At 59.1% G+C, this 13,774-nt stretch carries 14 protein-coding genes; all 14 read right to left on the bottom strand.

The features are described from left to right. Nucleotides 1-65 precede the first annotated feature (65 nt). Nucleotides 66-1,184 (bottom strand): 3-isopropylmalate dehydrogenase, encoded by a 1,119-nt coding sequence (gene leuB / locus ASN_RS13835; RefSeq protein ID WP_035380933.1) that lies wholly within the window; start codon nt 1,182-1,184, stop codon nt 66-68. A 17-nt stretch (nt 1,185-1,201) separates the two neighbouring features. Further along, nucleotides 1,202-1,825: a 3-isopropylmalate dehydratase small subunit gene (gene leuD, locus ASN_RS13830; RefSeq protein ID WP_006557527.1), complete on the bottom strand. Its 624-nt coding sequence runs from the start codon at nt 1,823-1,825 to the stop codon at nt 1,202-1,204. Beyond that, complete coding sequence (gene leuC, locus ASN_RS13825; protein ID WP_058988517.1) at nt 1,825-3,228, bottom strand: 3-isopropylmalate dehydratase large subunit; 1,404 nt, start codon at nt 3,226-3,228, stop codon at nt 1,825-1,827. Before leuC ends, leuD begins: the two co-directional genes overlap by 1 nt. A gap of 252 nt (nt 3,229-3,480) precedes the next feature. After that, nucleotides 3,481-3,870, bottom strand: coding sequence for a 50S ribosomal protein L19 (gene rplS, locus ASN_RS13820; protein ID WP_006557529.1), 390 nt, complete (start codon nt 3,868-3,870; stop codon nt 3,481-3,483). A 14-nt stretch (nt 3,871-3,884) separates the two neighbouring features. Then, complete coding sequence (trmD, locus tag ASN_RS13815) at nt 3,885-4,634, bottom strand: tRNA (guanosine(37)-N1)-methyltransferase TrmD (RefSeq protein WP_058988516.1); 750 nt, start codon at nt 4,632-4,634, stop codon at nt 3,885-3,887. Then, the gene (rimM, locus tag ASN_RS13810; protein WP_058988515.1) at nt 4,631-5,173 is read right to left on the bottom strand and encodes a ribosome maturation factor RimM; all 543 of its coding nucleotides are present in this window, start codon (nt 5,171-5,173) and stop codon (nt 4,631-4,633) included. The genes trmD and rimM overlap by 4 nt, the downstream gene beginning before the upstream one ends. Before the next feature lie 28 nt (nt 5,174-5,201). Beyond that, nucleotides 5,202-5,552 carry a 30S ribosomal protein S16 gene (rpsP, locus tag ASN_RS13805; protein WP_006557532.1) on the bottom strand — a complete coding sequence of 117 codons (351 nt, stop codon included), beginning with the start codon at nt 5,550-5,552 and terminating at the stop codon, nt 5,202-5,204. A gap of 46 nt (nt 5,553-5,598) precedes the next feature. Next, a complete protein-coding gene (gene ffh, locus ASN_RS13800; RefSeq protein WP_035381070.1) occupies nt 5,599-6,993 on the bottom strand; it encodes a signal recognition particle protein in 1,395 nt (464 codons plus the stop codon). Nucleotides 6,994-7,108: 115 nt separating this feature from the next. After that, nucleotides 7,109-7,624, bottom strand: a complete 516-nt coding sequence (locus ASN_RS13795; RefSeq protein ID WP_006557534.1) for a Spy/CpxP family protein refolding chaperone — start codon at nt 7,622-7,624, stop codon at nt 7,109-7,111. 104 nt (nt 7,625-7,728) lie between these two features. Beyond that, complete coding sequence (locus ASN_RS13790; protein ID WP_156105420.1) at nt 7,729-7,899, bottom strand: hypothetical protein; 171 nt, start codon at nt 7,897-7,899, stop codon at nt 7,729-7,731. 144 nt (nt 7,900-8,043) lie between these two features. Then, nucleotides 8,044-8,793: an ATP12 family chaperone protein gene (locus tag ASN_RS13785; protein WP_058988514.1), complete on the bottom strand. Its 750-nt coding sequence runs from the start codon at nt 8,791-8,793 to the stop codon at nt 8,044-8,046. Next, nucleotides 8,790-10,952: an AsmA family protein gene (locus ASN_RS13780; RefSeq protein WP_058988513.1), complete on the bottom strand. Its 2,163-nt coding sequence runs from the start codon at nt 10,950-10,952 to the stop codon at nt 8,790-8,792. The genes ASN_RS13785 and ASN_RS13780 overlap by 4 nt, the downstream gene beginning before the upstream one ends. A 33-nt stretch (nt 10,953-10,985) precedes the next feature. Next, nucleotides 10,986-11,969: an RluA family pseudouridine synthase gene (locus ASN_RS13775; protein ID WP_006557539.1), complete on the bottom strand. Its 984-nt coding sequence runs from the start codon at nt 11,967-11,969 to the stop codon at nt 10,986-10,988. Nucleotides 11,970-11,979: 10 nt separating this feature from the next. Then, nucleotides 11,980-13,347, bottom strand: coding sequence for a replication-associated recombination protein A (locus ASN_RS13770; RefSeq protein ID WP_058988512.1), 1,368 nt, complete (start codon nt 13,345-13,347; stop codon nt 11,980-11,982). Between the last annotated feature and the right edge of the window lie 427 nt (nt 13,348-13,774).

Genomic DNA, 13,774 nt, shown 5'->3' with positions numbered 1-13,774 from the left:
ACGGAAGGCATTTTATCCTTCCGTTTTTTCATGCTTCCAGAGTGATATCCGGAAAGCAAACGCTTTTATTTCTGGAACTTGTCCAGTTCACGCACAATGGCTTCACCCATAACGGACGTGCCAACGCGGGCCATACCTTCGCTCATGATGTCCGCCGTACGCAGGCCGCTGGCCAGTACGTTGGAGACAGCATCTTCAATCAACTGCCCTTCTTCCTGCAGATCAAAGGAATAACGCAGCAACATGGCGAAGGAGAGGATCTGCGCAATCGGGTTGGCAATGCCCTGCCCGGCGATATCTGGCGCACTGCCGTGGATGGGTTCATACAGTGCAGGTGTTTTGCCATTAGCGCCCGGCGCGCCCAGCGTGGCGGAGGGCAGCATGCCCAGGCTGCCGGTCAGCATGGAAGCCAGATCAGACAGCAGATCCCCAAACAGGTTGCCGGTAACAATCACATCAAACTGGCGCGGGTTACGCACCAACTGCATGGCGCAGTTATCAGCCAGCATATGGGAAAGCTCCACATCCTGATATTCACGCGCATGCAGGTCTGTCACGACCTCTTTCCACAACAGGCCGCTTTCCATCACGTTGCATTTTTCAACGGAACAGACACGGCCAGAGCGCTTGCGGGCCAGATCAAAGGCTACACGGGCGACGCGCTCAATTTCTGATGTGGTATAAACTTCCGTATTGATCCCACGCTTGCTGCCATCAGGCAGGGTTTCAATCCCGCGCGGGTTACCGAAGTAAATACCCCCCACGGTTTCACGCACGATCATGATATCCAGCCCGCGCACCACATCGGGTTTAAGGGTGCTGGCGTCCACCAGAGCATCAAACACCTTGGCGGGGCGCAGATTGGCGAACAAGGCCAATTCCTGACGCAGCTTGAGGATGGCCAGTTCAGGGCGCTTTTCAAAACCCACATGGTTCCAGCGCGGATCACCCACGGAACCGAACAGCACGGCATCCGCAGCGCGTGCTTTTTCAATCACTTCATCACGGATGGGCTCACCGTATTCGGCCAGAGAAGCCCCACCCACCAGATCTTCTGTAATCTCGAAAGAGAGTCCCCGCTTTTCTTCCAGCCATGTGATGATGCGCCCGACTTCGCGCATTACTTCCGGGCCAATCCCGTCTCCGGGCAGAACAAGCAGCTTTTTGGCTGGCTGAGCAGTCATGGGGTTCTCCAAGCTCATCAATCGAAGGAAATTTTAGGCATCCAGGGCAGTTCCTTGGCTACGCTGCTTTCAAAGGTTTCAATCTCACCCTCATGTTTAAGCGTCTGACCAATATCATCCAGCCCCTCCAGCAACATATGCTTGCGGAACGGATCAATCTCAAACGGCACTTCCTGCCCATCGGGACGGATAACAACCTGACGCGGCAGATCAACCGTCAGCTTTGCATTGCTGCCCATGGCGGCATCCGCCATCAGCGCATCACACACCTCACGCGGCAGACGGATGGGCAGAATGCCGTTCTTGAAGCAGTTGTTGAAAAAGATGTCCGCAAAAGAGGGCGCAATAACGCAACGGATACCAAAATCAAGCAGAGCCCACGGCGCATGCTCGCGTGAAGAACCACAACCCAGATTGTCATACGTGACAAGAATTTCAGCCTGACGCCACGGCTGCTTGTTCAACACAAAATCAGGATTTTCAGAGCCATCCGGCAGGTAACGCATGCTGTCAAACGCATGTTTGCCAAGGCCCGTGCGGCGCGTGGTTTTCAGGAAACGGGCCGGGATGATCTTGTCTGTATCAATATTGGCTTCCGGCAGTGCCGCAGCCACAGCAGACAGAACCGTGAACTTATCCATTATGCCAGCTCCCTTACATCCGTCAGGCAGCCTGTAACAGCCGCGGCCGCCGCCATGGCGGGAGAGAGCAGATGCGTCCGCCCACCGGGTCCCTGACGCCCTTCAAAATTACGGTTGGAGGTGGAGGCACACCGCTGGCCCGGCGTCAGCCGGTCAGGGTTCATACCCAGACACATGGAGCATCCGGCCTCACGCCATTCAAACCCGGCATCAAGGAAGATCTTGTCCAGACCTTCCTCTTCCGCCTGCAGCTTCACCAGACCAGAGCCGGGCACAATCATGGCCCGCACACCGTCCGCCACCTTGCGGCCTGCAGCCACTTCGGCGGCTGCGCGCAGGTCTTCAATCCGGCTATTGGTGCAGGAACCGATGAAAACAACGTCAACCGGTGTTCCGGCAATTTTCTGCCCAGCTTCCAGCCCCATATAGTCCAGCATGCGCTGCATCTGGACACGCTTGGCTTCGTCTGGTTCCTGAGCAGGGTCCGGCACAGTGGCGGTAATGGGCAGCACGGTTTCCGGGCTGGTGCCCCATGTCAGGCTGGGTGCGATATCTTCCGCCCGCAGCGTCACTTCCGTATCAAAATGCGCGCCTTCATCAGAAGAAAGCGTGCGCCAATACGCCACGGCCTTTTCAAAATCGTCCCCTTTGGGGGCAAACGGACGACCGCGCACATACTCGAACGTCACATCATCAGGCGCAACCAGACCTGCACGTGCCCCTGCCTCGATGGACATGTTGCAGATGGTCATGCGGCCAGCCATGTCCAGCCCGCGGATGGCAGACCCGGCAAACTCGATCACATGCCCGGTGCCGCCTGCCGTGCCGATATGCCCGATAATGGCCAGCATGACGTCCTTGGCGGAAACCCCGGCCCCCAGCGTTCCTTCCACAGTCACGCGCATGTTCTTGGCGGGACGCTGCAGAATGGTCTGCGTGGCCATGACATGCTCAACTTCGGACGTACCGATCCCGAAGGCCAGCGCACCCATGGCGCCATGGGTAGAGGTATGAGAGTCCCCACACACAATGGTCATGCCCGGCAGGGAAATGCCCTGCTCCGGCCCGACCACATGCACAATGCCCTGATTGGCGGACAGCAGCGGAATATACGGCACGCCAAATTCCTTGACGTTCCGTTCCAGCGTTTCAATCTGATTGCGGCTTTCCGGCTCTTCAATCGGCTGCGTGCGGTCAGATGTCGGCACGTTGTGGTCTACAACGGCAACTGTCATTTCCGGGTGACGCAGACGGCGGCCAGCAAGACGCAGGCCTTCAAACGCCTGCGGGCTTGTCACTTCATGGAGGAGGTGACGGTCAATATAAAGGATAGAGGTGCCATCCGGCAGAGTCTCGACAACATGGTGGTCCCAGATCTTGTCGAACAACGTACGCGGCGCCATGGCCCTCCCCTTTCGTGAAACAGTGCGGATTCGCGCAGAGGCATCTGCAATACCACAACCAGCAGAGCAAGGCTTATGCTTCTGTGGTGTTCATCCAGCCATGACGCGGCATGCTGGACGGAAGGCAAAACAGCTATCTGACAGACGAAAAGAACCGCGCCTTCATCTTCTCAGCATCGCAAAGACCCGGCGGGCACAGGCCCGACCGGGTTTTGAAAAGTCAGACCAGCCAGCAGGCTGGTCAGCCTGTTTTTAGTTGGCAGCAGCAGCCGGTGCCACAACGTCACGCGGACGTTCAGCAATACGGGCAGACTTACCGCTACGGCCACGCAGGTAGTACAGCTTCGCGCGACGCACTTTACCACGACGCACAACCTTGATTTCAGCAATGGTCGGCGCATACAGCGGGAACACACGTTCCACACCTTCACCATTGGAGATCTTGCGCACGGTGAAGTTGCTGTTCAGACCCTTGTTGGAGCGGGCAATCACCACACCTTCAAAAGCCTGCAGACGCTGGCGTTCACCTTCAACAACGCGAACGGAAACGCGAACGGTGTCACCCGCAGCAAATTCCGGCACGGCGCGCTGAGCTGTCAGACGCGCGATTTCGGCAGCTTCATACTGCTGAATAATGTTCATATCCGTATCCTTCCTCAAACCCCAGTTCGGCCTGACTGTCCGGACCTTCCGGCAGCAGCCTCATTTCTTTCCCTGCGATCCAGCCAGGCAGACCACAGGTCCGGCCGTCTTTCCCGCGTTATTTCTTCAGCCTGTTTCTGCCGCCATGCCGCAATTGCCGCATGATTGCCAGAGAGCAGGACTTCCGGCACGTCTCGCCCGTCCCATGATGCAGGGCGGGTGTAATGGGGATATTCCAGCAGCCCGTCGGAAAAACTTTCCTCCACGCCGCTTTCATCACTTCCCATAACACCGGGCAACAGCCGGACACATGCGTCCAGCAACACCAGAGCAGCCGTCTCACCCCCGGAAAGAACATAGTCTCCGATGGAGACCTGTTCGATACCCCGGGCTTCAAGCACACGCTCGTCCACGCCTTCAAACCGCCCGCACAGCAACACCACACCGGGCCCCTGAGCGTAACGACTGACGTCCTGCTGACGCAGAGGGCGGCCACGGGGCGTTAAAAACACGCGCGGCGCACCTTCCGGAGCCTGAATGGCAGACACTGCGGCATCAACCACATCCGCCCGGATCACCATGCCTGCTCCACCGCCAAACGGCGTATCATCAACAGCACGATGCCGCCCCAGACCATGCTGGCGCAGATCATGCGTCTGGCATGACCACACACCACCACCCAGCGCCCGCCCGGCCAGAGACAACCCCAACGGCCCCGGAAACATTTCCGGAAACAGTGTCAGGATTGTTGCCTGCCAGCTCACGCTGAAGGCTCCGGCGTTTTAGGGCTACCGACACCACGTCCTTCTTCACCCGCAACCTCTACAGGGCGGATAACGGTCAGAACACGGTTAGCCTGATCAATCTCCGGCACGCAGGCCCGCGTAAACGGAACCAGCATCCCCCCGGCAAGCTCCAGACTGGCTCCGGCACCGTAGTCATGCACCATGACCACCCGCCCCAGAGACTGTCCGTTTTCCCGTGCCTCCATGCCAATCAGATCAGCATGGTAGAATTCTTCCTCTTCCGGCTCGGGCAGAGCATCGCGCGGAACGTAAAGACGCGTGTTCACCACCCCTTGCGCTGCCGTACGGTCCGCCAGTGCCTGCCCCTGCGCATCACGCAGTTCCGCCACACCATCAGCCCCACGCCACCGCAAAGACCAGTTACGGCCTTGATCATCCACCAGAGCCTTGAACCCCTCAAGTGCTGCAGGATCATCCGCATAGCTGTGCACGCGCACAAGGCCGCGCACACCATGGGGTCTTCCTACAACGCCTATCAGGATAAGGTCAGGACGCATGATCCGGTCTGCTCAGTGCTTTTCAGACTCAGGCAGCGGCTTCAGCAGCTTTGGCAGCAGCTTCTGCGCGAGCCTGGGCCTTCTTCTTCGGCGCAGACTGCTTGGGCTGTTCTGCATAAGCAGGCTTCGGAGCCAGACCGGCGTTACCCAGGAAGCGGGCCACACGGTCCGTGGGCTGTGCGCCCTGAGACAGCCAATGCGTGATGCGTTCGTTCACCAGACGCACGCGGTCTGCGTGGTCAGACGGCAGCATCGGGTTGTACGCGCCAACCTTTTCAATAAAACGGCCATCACGCGGGGAACGGCTGTCTGCCACAACAATGTGGTAGTACGGACGCTTTTTTGCACCTGCGCGGGCAAGACGAATTTTAACACTCATTCAGATCACTCCAAACCCAGAAAAACTTGAAAGAGAAACAGGCCGCTTAGCGGAAGGGACGGCCACCACCCGGCGGCCCTCCTCCCATTCCTTTAGGCATGAGCGCGGACATTCCCTGGCGCATGAGACCTTTCACGCCCAGCTTGTTAAAGCGCTTCATCATGTCGGACATCATATCAAACTGCTTGAGCAGCTTGTTGACTTCCTGAACCGTGGTTCCAGACCCGGCGGCAATACGCTTCTTGCGGGATGCCTTGATAATGGCAGGCTTCTTCCGCTCGCCCTTGGTCATGGATGAAATAATGGCGAGGTGCTTCTTGAGGACGGACGTATCCAGATCCTTGTCCCCCAGCGCCTCTTTCAGCTTTCCCATTCCGGGCAGCATGCCAACAATGCCGGAGATAGACCCCAGCTTGTTGATCTGCCGGATCTGGGACGCATAGTCATCAAGATCGAACTTGCCGGCCATCATCTTCTTGGCCAGGCGTTCGCCTTCTTCATGATCCAGCGTATCAGCCGCTTTTTCCACCAACCCGGCAATGTCACCCAGACCGAGGATACGGCCAGCAACACGTTCGGGGTGGAATTCTTCCAGCGCATCCAGCTTTTCGCCAGAGCCAGTCAGCTTGATTGGCGCGCCGGTAATGGCCTTCATGGACAGGGCGGCACCACCGCGCGCATCACCATCCATACGGGTCATGACAACGCCGGTCACGCCAACAGCCTCATTAAAGGCCTTGGCGGTGTTCACGGCATCCTGCCCGGTCATGGCATCCACAACCAGCAGCGTTTCGGCAGGATGGGTTACAGCGCGAACCTGCCGCACTTCTTCCATCAGCGCTTCATCAATGGACAGACGGCCTGCGGTGTCGAGAATGACAACGTCAAACCCTTCACGCCGGGCGGTATCCAACGCGCGATGCGCAATTTCAACCGGAGTCTGACCTGCGACAATCGGCAGAGACGGCACACCGGCCTGCTCTGCCAACTGCGCCAACTGCAACTGCGCGGCTGGACGCTGCGTATCAAGAGAGGCCAGAAGCACTTTCTTGCGTTCACGCGTTTTCAGGCGCAGCGCGATCTTGCCGGATGTGGTGGTTTTACCAGAGCCCTGCAAACCCACCATCAGAATGGGCACGGGCGGCACGGCATTCAGATTGAGCGGGACGGCACCTGCACCGCCCAGAGCATCAATCAGGGCATCATTGACAATCTTGGCAACGGCCTGACCGGGGGAAATGCTTTCCAGCACCTCCGCACCCACAGCACGCTCTTTAACCTTGTTGACGAAGTCCTTGACCACAGGCAGCGCAACGTCTGCGTCCAGCATAGCCAGACGGACCTCGCGCATTGCCTCCATAACGTCAGCTTCTGACAGCGCGCCACGTTTGGCGAGTCCATCAAAAACTCCGGAAAGCCTGCCTGAGAGAGCCTCGAACAATAGCGTACCACCCCATAAGAAAACGCGCCACTGCGCGAACACTCGCGGGGTGGCGGTCCTGAATTGGGGAAGGGGTTAAGCCACCCCTTCCCATGAGTCAAGAAACTTCTGTCTGTTACTTGCTGGCGTCAGTCGGTTCCGGGTGCTGCACTTCCCGCAACTGCTCCATCAGATCCCGGATTTTGGTCTGACGGGCCTTGATCTGCGCAAGCTGATCATCTGTCAGCACATCATGAATACGCTCGGCCACATCAAGATGGCGGGCTTCCTGCTGGGCCCGCAAAGAGGCCTGCTGCTGAAGCAGGGTATTGATCTGGTCCTTGTTGATCGGGCCCGGCGTCGTCAACTGATCCTGGATCTGCTCATGGAGCTTCCCCATGTCATTACGGATGCTATCCGTCTGATCCTGATCGTGCGCATCGCTCAGAATGGCGTCGATCTTCTTGCGCTGCTGCTTGGTCAGGCTGATCCCTTCCAGCATGTCAGGACCACCCTGCGCGCTCCACAACGAAGATCCACCATGAGCGCCCTTGGGCGGATGGGGCGGCCGGGCATTGGCGGAGGCAGGCAGCACGGCGCAGAGAAGCCCTGTCACGGCAGCCGCAGCGAGAAATCCATTTTTGTATGACATCTGGTTGCAAACCTTTCCTGAAAATCCCGTTCGTCACGCATCCGCAGGCCTAATTCTTCTGCGCATACCCTTTGCCGAGCGATCATAAACCAGCAAAAGGTTTTTTACGTCATGGAATAAAGAATAACCACTATCGGGATAATACCAAGCAGAAACCATGATCCCATGGCGCAGGTTGCAAAAAGATGAGCGGCACGCGCCTGCACGCGCGCTTTTCCACCGGATGATGACATACGCTGGCGTAGCATATCGTCTGTATCAGAGTCAGATCGCATCACGTTCTCCTTATCTGGCAACATGACAGCATAGTTGCAGGTCGTTCATTCTTCCTGCTGCATGACCTAATGCGATCTAGAAACACACCGCGGCAAATTCATGGCAATACCGACAAATTGCCGAAGCCTCGCTGCTTTGCCCCGTTAGTTCTGGCGCGACAACGCCAGAAACCGGGCTGCATCTGACACTTCACGTACCAACGCTGCGATACGGTCCGTTATTTCCGTGTCTTCTCCCCACCGCTGCATCTGCGCACGCTCATCAAGCGTTGCGCATGCCACTAGTGTCTCCGGATCGGCCTGCTGCTCTACCAACGCCAGACCCAGCACAAGGCTGCCAAGTGCTGGCACGGCTACACTCAACGCAGCAAGCTGTGCTGGCGTTGCCTGCTCCAGCACACGCCGCAGTGCATTAAATGTTTCTGCCGGTTGAGCGATGGGCATGATGCCCTCGGAAACCTCAAGCGGTGCATCAAACCGCTTGCAGCACCAGTCCAGCCACGGCGTCCATTGCTCCTTCTGCAACCGCGCCAGATCGGACCAGTTTTCGGCCCGATAGCACAGCAGATCACTCCCGGCGTATGCGAGCAGGCTTTCCACCACCCCTTCCCGTTGGGCGGGAATACGTTCAAGCATGGACCCCACGATACCGGTGAGCGGCAGATCTTCCGGCCGAAAGAGCCCCCCCGCTTCCTTACCTGCTGCCTGCCATTCCTCTGCCAGCGCATCTGCCAGCGCCCGGTTTTCTACCCGCAGCGGCGTGCGCTCCGGCAACCTTACGGGCCTGCCGTCAAGCTGCACGGCATAGCCTGCCCCATCGGGCACCACACTGGCCTGCTTCCAGAAGCGCTTGCGCCCAGCCGATGCCGCTACGGCCTTTGCATTTTCACTCACTTGAACAACCCCAGCCCGCGCAACATGTTCATGACCTTCCCTTCCTTCCCCGCCTTTGGCGCAGAAGGGGCCGGGCCTGTGCCCCCTTCCCGTGCGGAGGAAAGCAGGGCCGGGCAATTATCCCCGCCGCCGTCATCCCCACCGATATTGATGCCATAACGGCCGCCATAAGTGGGTTCCATCTGCGGCACGGGGGCGGCGAATGTACCTGTCACCCGCACGTCAGATGCGGCGGATGCGCCCCCCAGCGCCACGCGGGGCGAGAGATGCAGATCAAGCGCCTGATTTTCCAACCCCACAGTCCCGTGGCCATGCAGAGAAAGAAAATCACTCTCCAACCCCAGCATATCCACTCGGGCCACCCCATCACCCACCTGCATGTGGGTGCCGAAGCAGCGCACGGGCATTTTTCCTTTAAGCGGCACATTAGGCCCCAGAAGCGTGCGCAACGCCGGGCCACCAATGCTGCCATCCACAACAGATGCGCCGATGTGCCCCGTGATTGTCCGGCGCTGGGTAGAGGCATCTGCTCCCTGAACAGATACAGCCCCCACCACTGTCATAGCGCCTTGCAGAAGCGCAGGTGCGCCAGTCCATTCCTGCACAAATTCAACCGGCAACACCACCGGGTGCGCCGCCATATCAACCTGCGGCACAGCGCCCGACGCATCATAGGCAAATCGGCCTGACTGCTGCACGCCAGAGCCTTCTGCCTTGATCGGGTCCGCCGTCAGTTTGCCGTTCTGCACGGTGACATGGGCGGAAACCTGGGTCCATGTCAGCCCCCGCCACACCACATGAGGAGCCTGCACATCCACTGCCGCCGTCACCCCACGGATAACCTGTTGCACGTCATGCTCGTGCACCAGCGCCAGGGTATTCGCAGCCTCTACATGGCCGTCCACCTTCAGATTTTCCACAGTGGGGCGGCCATCTCCCAACGCCAGATGATCCAGCACACCGTGGCCATCCAGCGTAGACCGACCTCCACCCAAGGTACCCGTCACCCGAAGGCTGGAGGCCCCATCCATGATCATCAGATCCGCAGGCATATCGGTCTGCTCTGGGTTGAGCGCCAGCGCCGTGATCTGCGCCAGCGTGCCAACCGTGCCCCGCAGGCCCAGCGCCTGCGCGCCCAGCTTACCATCGACCAGCACGGCCAGCCGGTCTTCCGGGCGGGTAGCATCCAGGGTCATGCGGCTGATCGCAGCCCCCGGCACAAGACGGCTGGCATCAACCGCCCCCGTGCGCACATGCAGCCCCTGCACCTGCGGCTGATCGCCCTGACCACCAATTATGGCATCAATGGAGATATTCTGTCCGTCTGGCAGCGCGGCATGCGGGAAGAAGGTTTCCAGCGTTTGAAGCTGCCCCACTGAACTGCCAAAGTTCAGCGTGTAGGCCCGCTTTCCATCAGGGTCGGCAATAGTGCCATCCAGATGCGCAAGCCCGGCAGGATGCCCATCCACAGTAAAGGTCATTCTGGCCTGCACTGGCAGAGTCTGCGCCGCGTCAGGCAGAAGCTGGCCTGTCTGGGCGGTCAGCAGGAACTGCCCCTTGCCCTTGCTTGCCTTGACCTCGAACTCGGGCTTGCTGCCTTCAAGATTGCTGGCCCGAACCACATCAAGCGGTAACCACCCGGACCGGTGCCGCAGCATATCCTGCCATTGCACATCAGCCTTGGTGATATGCACACCTGTCACGCCCAGATTCCAATGCATGGAACCGGAAGACGGCTTGCCGGGTATTGTATCCTGCGCGGTCTCGGGTCTGGGGGTAAAATGCCAGTCAGCCCGGCCATCCACCAAACGCCGCACGGAAATATGCGGCTCAATAATGCTTACATCATTCAGCACGATCCGATGATGAAAGAGCGGCATGAGCGCCAGCCGGGCGCGGATTTCGCCTGCGGTGAGCATATCCGGCCCGCCCTCTTCCACGCCGGAAAACCGAACGCCTCGGGCTTCCACCCAAGGGAATGGCAAAATCCAGACATGCAGATGCTCAATGGCCAGATGGCGGCCCGTCCGGGCTTCTACTGCCTCGGTCAGCCTGACACGCATCCAGTTTGCATCCTGCATGGAGGACACAACGCTGCCGCCCCCCACCAGAAGCACAGCAGCACCGGCCAGCAGACCCAGCTTCCATTTCAGCCGCATAGACGTCTCTCCTGATAGCGAAGCCCTGCCCCTTTACCCGCCCCGACGGACAGGCTTGGGCGTTGAACCCGGCGTAAAGCCCAGAGCACGGAAGGTCTCACGCATATGCGGCGGTAATTCGGCTGTGACCACCAGGCGTCCTCCCGCAGGGTGCGGCATGTCCAGTTCACGGGCATGCAGATGAAGCTGATCCTTGAACCCGTCCACATGCGCGGTTGCACCGCCATATTTCGGGTCACCCAGAATGGGCGTACCAAGGGACTCGCAATGAACGCGCAACTGATGCGTACGGCCTGTAAGCGGCGAAAGAGCCAGCCACGAGAACTTCCGGGCCGCAGCATCCACCACCTCGTACGTGGAGCGCGCATATTGCGCATCCTCATCCTTGCGATCTGCCGCCACCATAATAGCATTGGCACCCGCACCAAGCCGAGCCAGAGGCTGATCAATTTCCCCGGCCAGCGGATCAGGACGGCCGACCACGACGGCCCAATAGGTTTTTTTCACATCCCGCCCACGGAACGCCTCCGCCAGCTTTGCGGCCACACCCGGAGTCCGGGCCAGCAGCAGCAGGCCAGAGGTATCTCTGTCGATCCGATGCACGAGCCGGGGGCGCGGGTCATCCGCTTCCGCCCGCAGGCCATCCAGCATCATATCCACATGCTTGGTAATGCCGGGACCACCCTGCACAGCCAGACCGGCAGGTTTGTTCAGCACAATCACCTGCTTGTCCTGATACAGGACCATACCCTTGATTTCACGCACCAGCCGTTCATCAAGCTGGCGGGGCGTATCTGGCGCTGGTTTAACAGCCTTGGGGATAGGCGGCACCCGCACGGACTGCCCCGGTTGCAGGCGCGTAGAAGCCTCCACACGTTTGCCCTCCACCCGAATCTGCCCTGTACGGCACAGTTTCTGGAGCGCGCCCTGCGTTAAATGCGGGTAATGGCGGCGGAAATAGCGATCAAGGCGAATGTCCGCCTCGTCCTCGCTTACGGTCAGAATCACAACACTCATGGCACGATATTCACGACTGACGCCGATCCCGCAAGCGGGCCCATGTTTCAAGCCGGTGTCGGACCTCCCGTTCATACCCCCTGCCGGTAGGATTATAGAAGGTCTGACGCTTCATCCCGTCCGGAAAATAATTCTGGCCGGAGAAGCCTTCTTCCGCGTCATGATCATATTCATACCCCTTGCCGTAGCCGATATCCTGCATCAGCCGTGTGGGCGCATTCAGAATATGGGCCGGCGGCATCAGGCTGCCTGTCGCCTTGGCGGCACGGCGCACCGCACCATAAGCTTTATAGACGGCGTTTGACTTGGGGGCCGTGGCCAGATGCACCACAAGCTGGGCCAGCGCCAGTTCTCCCTCCGGCGAACCAAGCCGTTCGTACGTTTCCCACGCGGCAATAGCCAATGGCAGAGCGTGCGGGTCAGCCATGCCAACGTCTTCCGCAGCAAAACGTGTCAACCGGCGAGCCAGATAACGGGGGTCCTCCCCACCTTCCAGCATCCGGGCGAACCAGTACAACGCCGCATCCGGGTCTGACCCGCGCAGAGATTTGTGCAGGGCGGAAATCAGATTGTAATGTTCTTCACGGTCCCGGTCATACAACACGGCACGCTTGGCCAGCAGCCGGGCGAGCGCCTGCGCATCCAGCGGCTGTTCCGTTTTCAGGCTGAGAAGCTGCTCAACCATGTTCAGCAAATAACGGCCATCCCCATCCGCCATGGCCCGCAGTGTGGCGCGCCCTTCTTCCGTGAGGGGGAGCGGCCGCCCCGTTTCCTCTTCTGCGCGCACCAGCAGGGCTTCCATAGCGGAATCGTCCAGCCGGTTCAGCACCATCACCTGACAGCGTGACAAAAGTGCCGAGTTCAATGCAAAGGACGGATTCTCGGTTGTCGCCCCGACCAGCACAATGGTGCCGTCTTCCACCACGGGCAGAAACCCGTCCTGCTGGGCACGGTTGAAACGATGAATTTCATCTACAAACAGCAGTGTGCCGCCACCGGCTTCCGCCTGCCGCCGCGCATTTTCAAACGCTTTTTTCAGGTCTGCCACGCCGGAAAACACGGCTGAAAGCTGCACAAACTTCAAACCTGCCGCCTGTGCAAGAAGGCGGGCAATGGTGGTTTTCCCCACACCCGGGCCACCCCACAGAATCAGACTGGCCAGAGAGCCCCTTTCCAGCATGCGGGTAAGGCTGCCATCCGGCCCCAGCAAATGCCCCTGCCCCACCACATCTTCCAGCCGATTGGGCCGAAGCCTGTCCGCCAGCGGTTGGTTAGGGGCAGGACGTGCCGAGGCAGACATGGCAGCATCAAAATTCGGCGGAGGTGCATCCTCCCCAAAAAGATCTCCCGCCATGGGCGTTGTCCGCCGTGCCGCCATACCCTTATCGCCTTGTTCTGTCCTGGTCCGCGTTACTGCCCCTGCTTTGCAAGCAGCCGACGCACTTTTATTCCGTCTTTCTATATCGGCCTGTAGCCCGGCTTTTTCCAGCCACCCCCGGAAAGAATCCGAGACCGACCACGCCCCATCAGTGTCTTTGCTTGCCTACAGGACGCTCCGCGACGGAGAACGCAGCCCTTATGCTTCATACTGGTACCATCAGAAAAACTGGGGCACCTCCCTAAGGACGGAGGAGCAATAGGTTTTTAGGAAGCTGCTTGAGAACTCTGTCGGATCGGTCTGGCAGGTCTCTTTTGAGACTGAATGCACTGAGTTTTCGCCCCGGTCGCTAACGTCAGGTCTTCAACTTCGCCTTTCTGCATCAAAAAGCCCTCACCAACCTCCTTCTACTGATTTTTTAAACCAG

The organism is Acetobacter senegalensis (assembly GCF_001499615.1).
GTDB lineage: Bacteria > Pseudomonadota > Alphaproteobacteria > Acetobacterales > Acetobacteraceae > Acetobacter > Acetobacter senegalensis.
This window is presented reverse-complemented; position numbering and strand designations above follow the sequence as displayed.

Excerpts from the sequence above, each read along its gene's own strand:
- leuB (WP_035380933.1), bottom strand. The coding sequence starts at position 1,184 with ATGACTGCTCAGCCAGCCAAAAAGCTGCTTGTTCTGCCCGGAGACGGG.
- leuD (WP_006557527.1), bottom strand. The coding sequence starts at position 1,825 with ATGGATAAGTTCACGGTTCTGTCTGCTGTGGCTGCGGCACTGCCGGAA.
- leuC (WP_058988517.1), bottom strand. The coding sequence starts at position 3,228 with ATGGCGCCGCGTACGTTGTTCGACAAGATCTGGGACCACCATGTTGTC.
- rplS (WP_006557529.1), bottom strand. The coding sequence starts at position 3,870 with ATGAACATTATTCAGCAGTATGAAGCTGCCGAAATCGCGCGTCTGACA.
- rimM (WP_058988515.1), bottom strand. The coding sequence starts at position 5,173 with ATGCGTCCTGACCTTATCCTGATAGGCGTTGTAGGAAGACCCCATGGT.
- rpsP (WP_006557532.1), bottom strand. The coding sequence starts at position 5,552 with ATGAGTGTTAAAATTCGTCTTGCCCGCGCAGGTGCAAAAAAGCGTCCG.
- ASN_RS13795 (WP_006557534.1), bottom strand. The coding sequence starts at position 7,624 with ATGTCATACAAAAATGGATTTCTCGCTGCGGCTGCCGTGACAGGGCTT.
- ASN_RS13790 (WP_156105420.1), bottom strand. The coding sequence starts at position 7,899 with ATGCGATCTGACTCTGATACAGACGATATGCTACGCCAGCGTATGTCA.
- ASN_RS13780 (WP_058988513.1), bottom strand. The coding sequence starts at position 10,952 with ATGCGGCTGAAATGGAAGCTGGGTCTGCTGGCCGGTGCTGCTGTGCTT.
- ASN_RS13775 (WP_006557539.1), bottom strand. The coding sequence starts at position 11,969 with ATGAGTGTTGTGATTCTGACCGTAAGCGAGGACGAGGCGGACATTCGC.
- ASN_RS13770 (WP_058988512.1), bottom strand. The coding sequence starts at position 13,347 with ATGGCGGCACGGCGGACAACGCCCATGGCGGGAGATCTTTTTGGGGAG.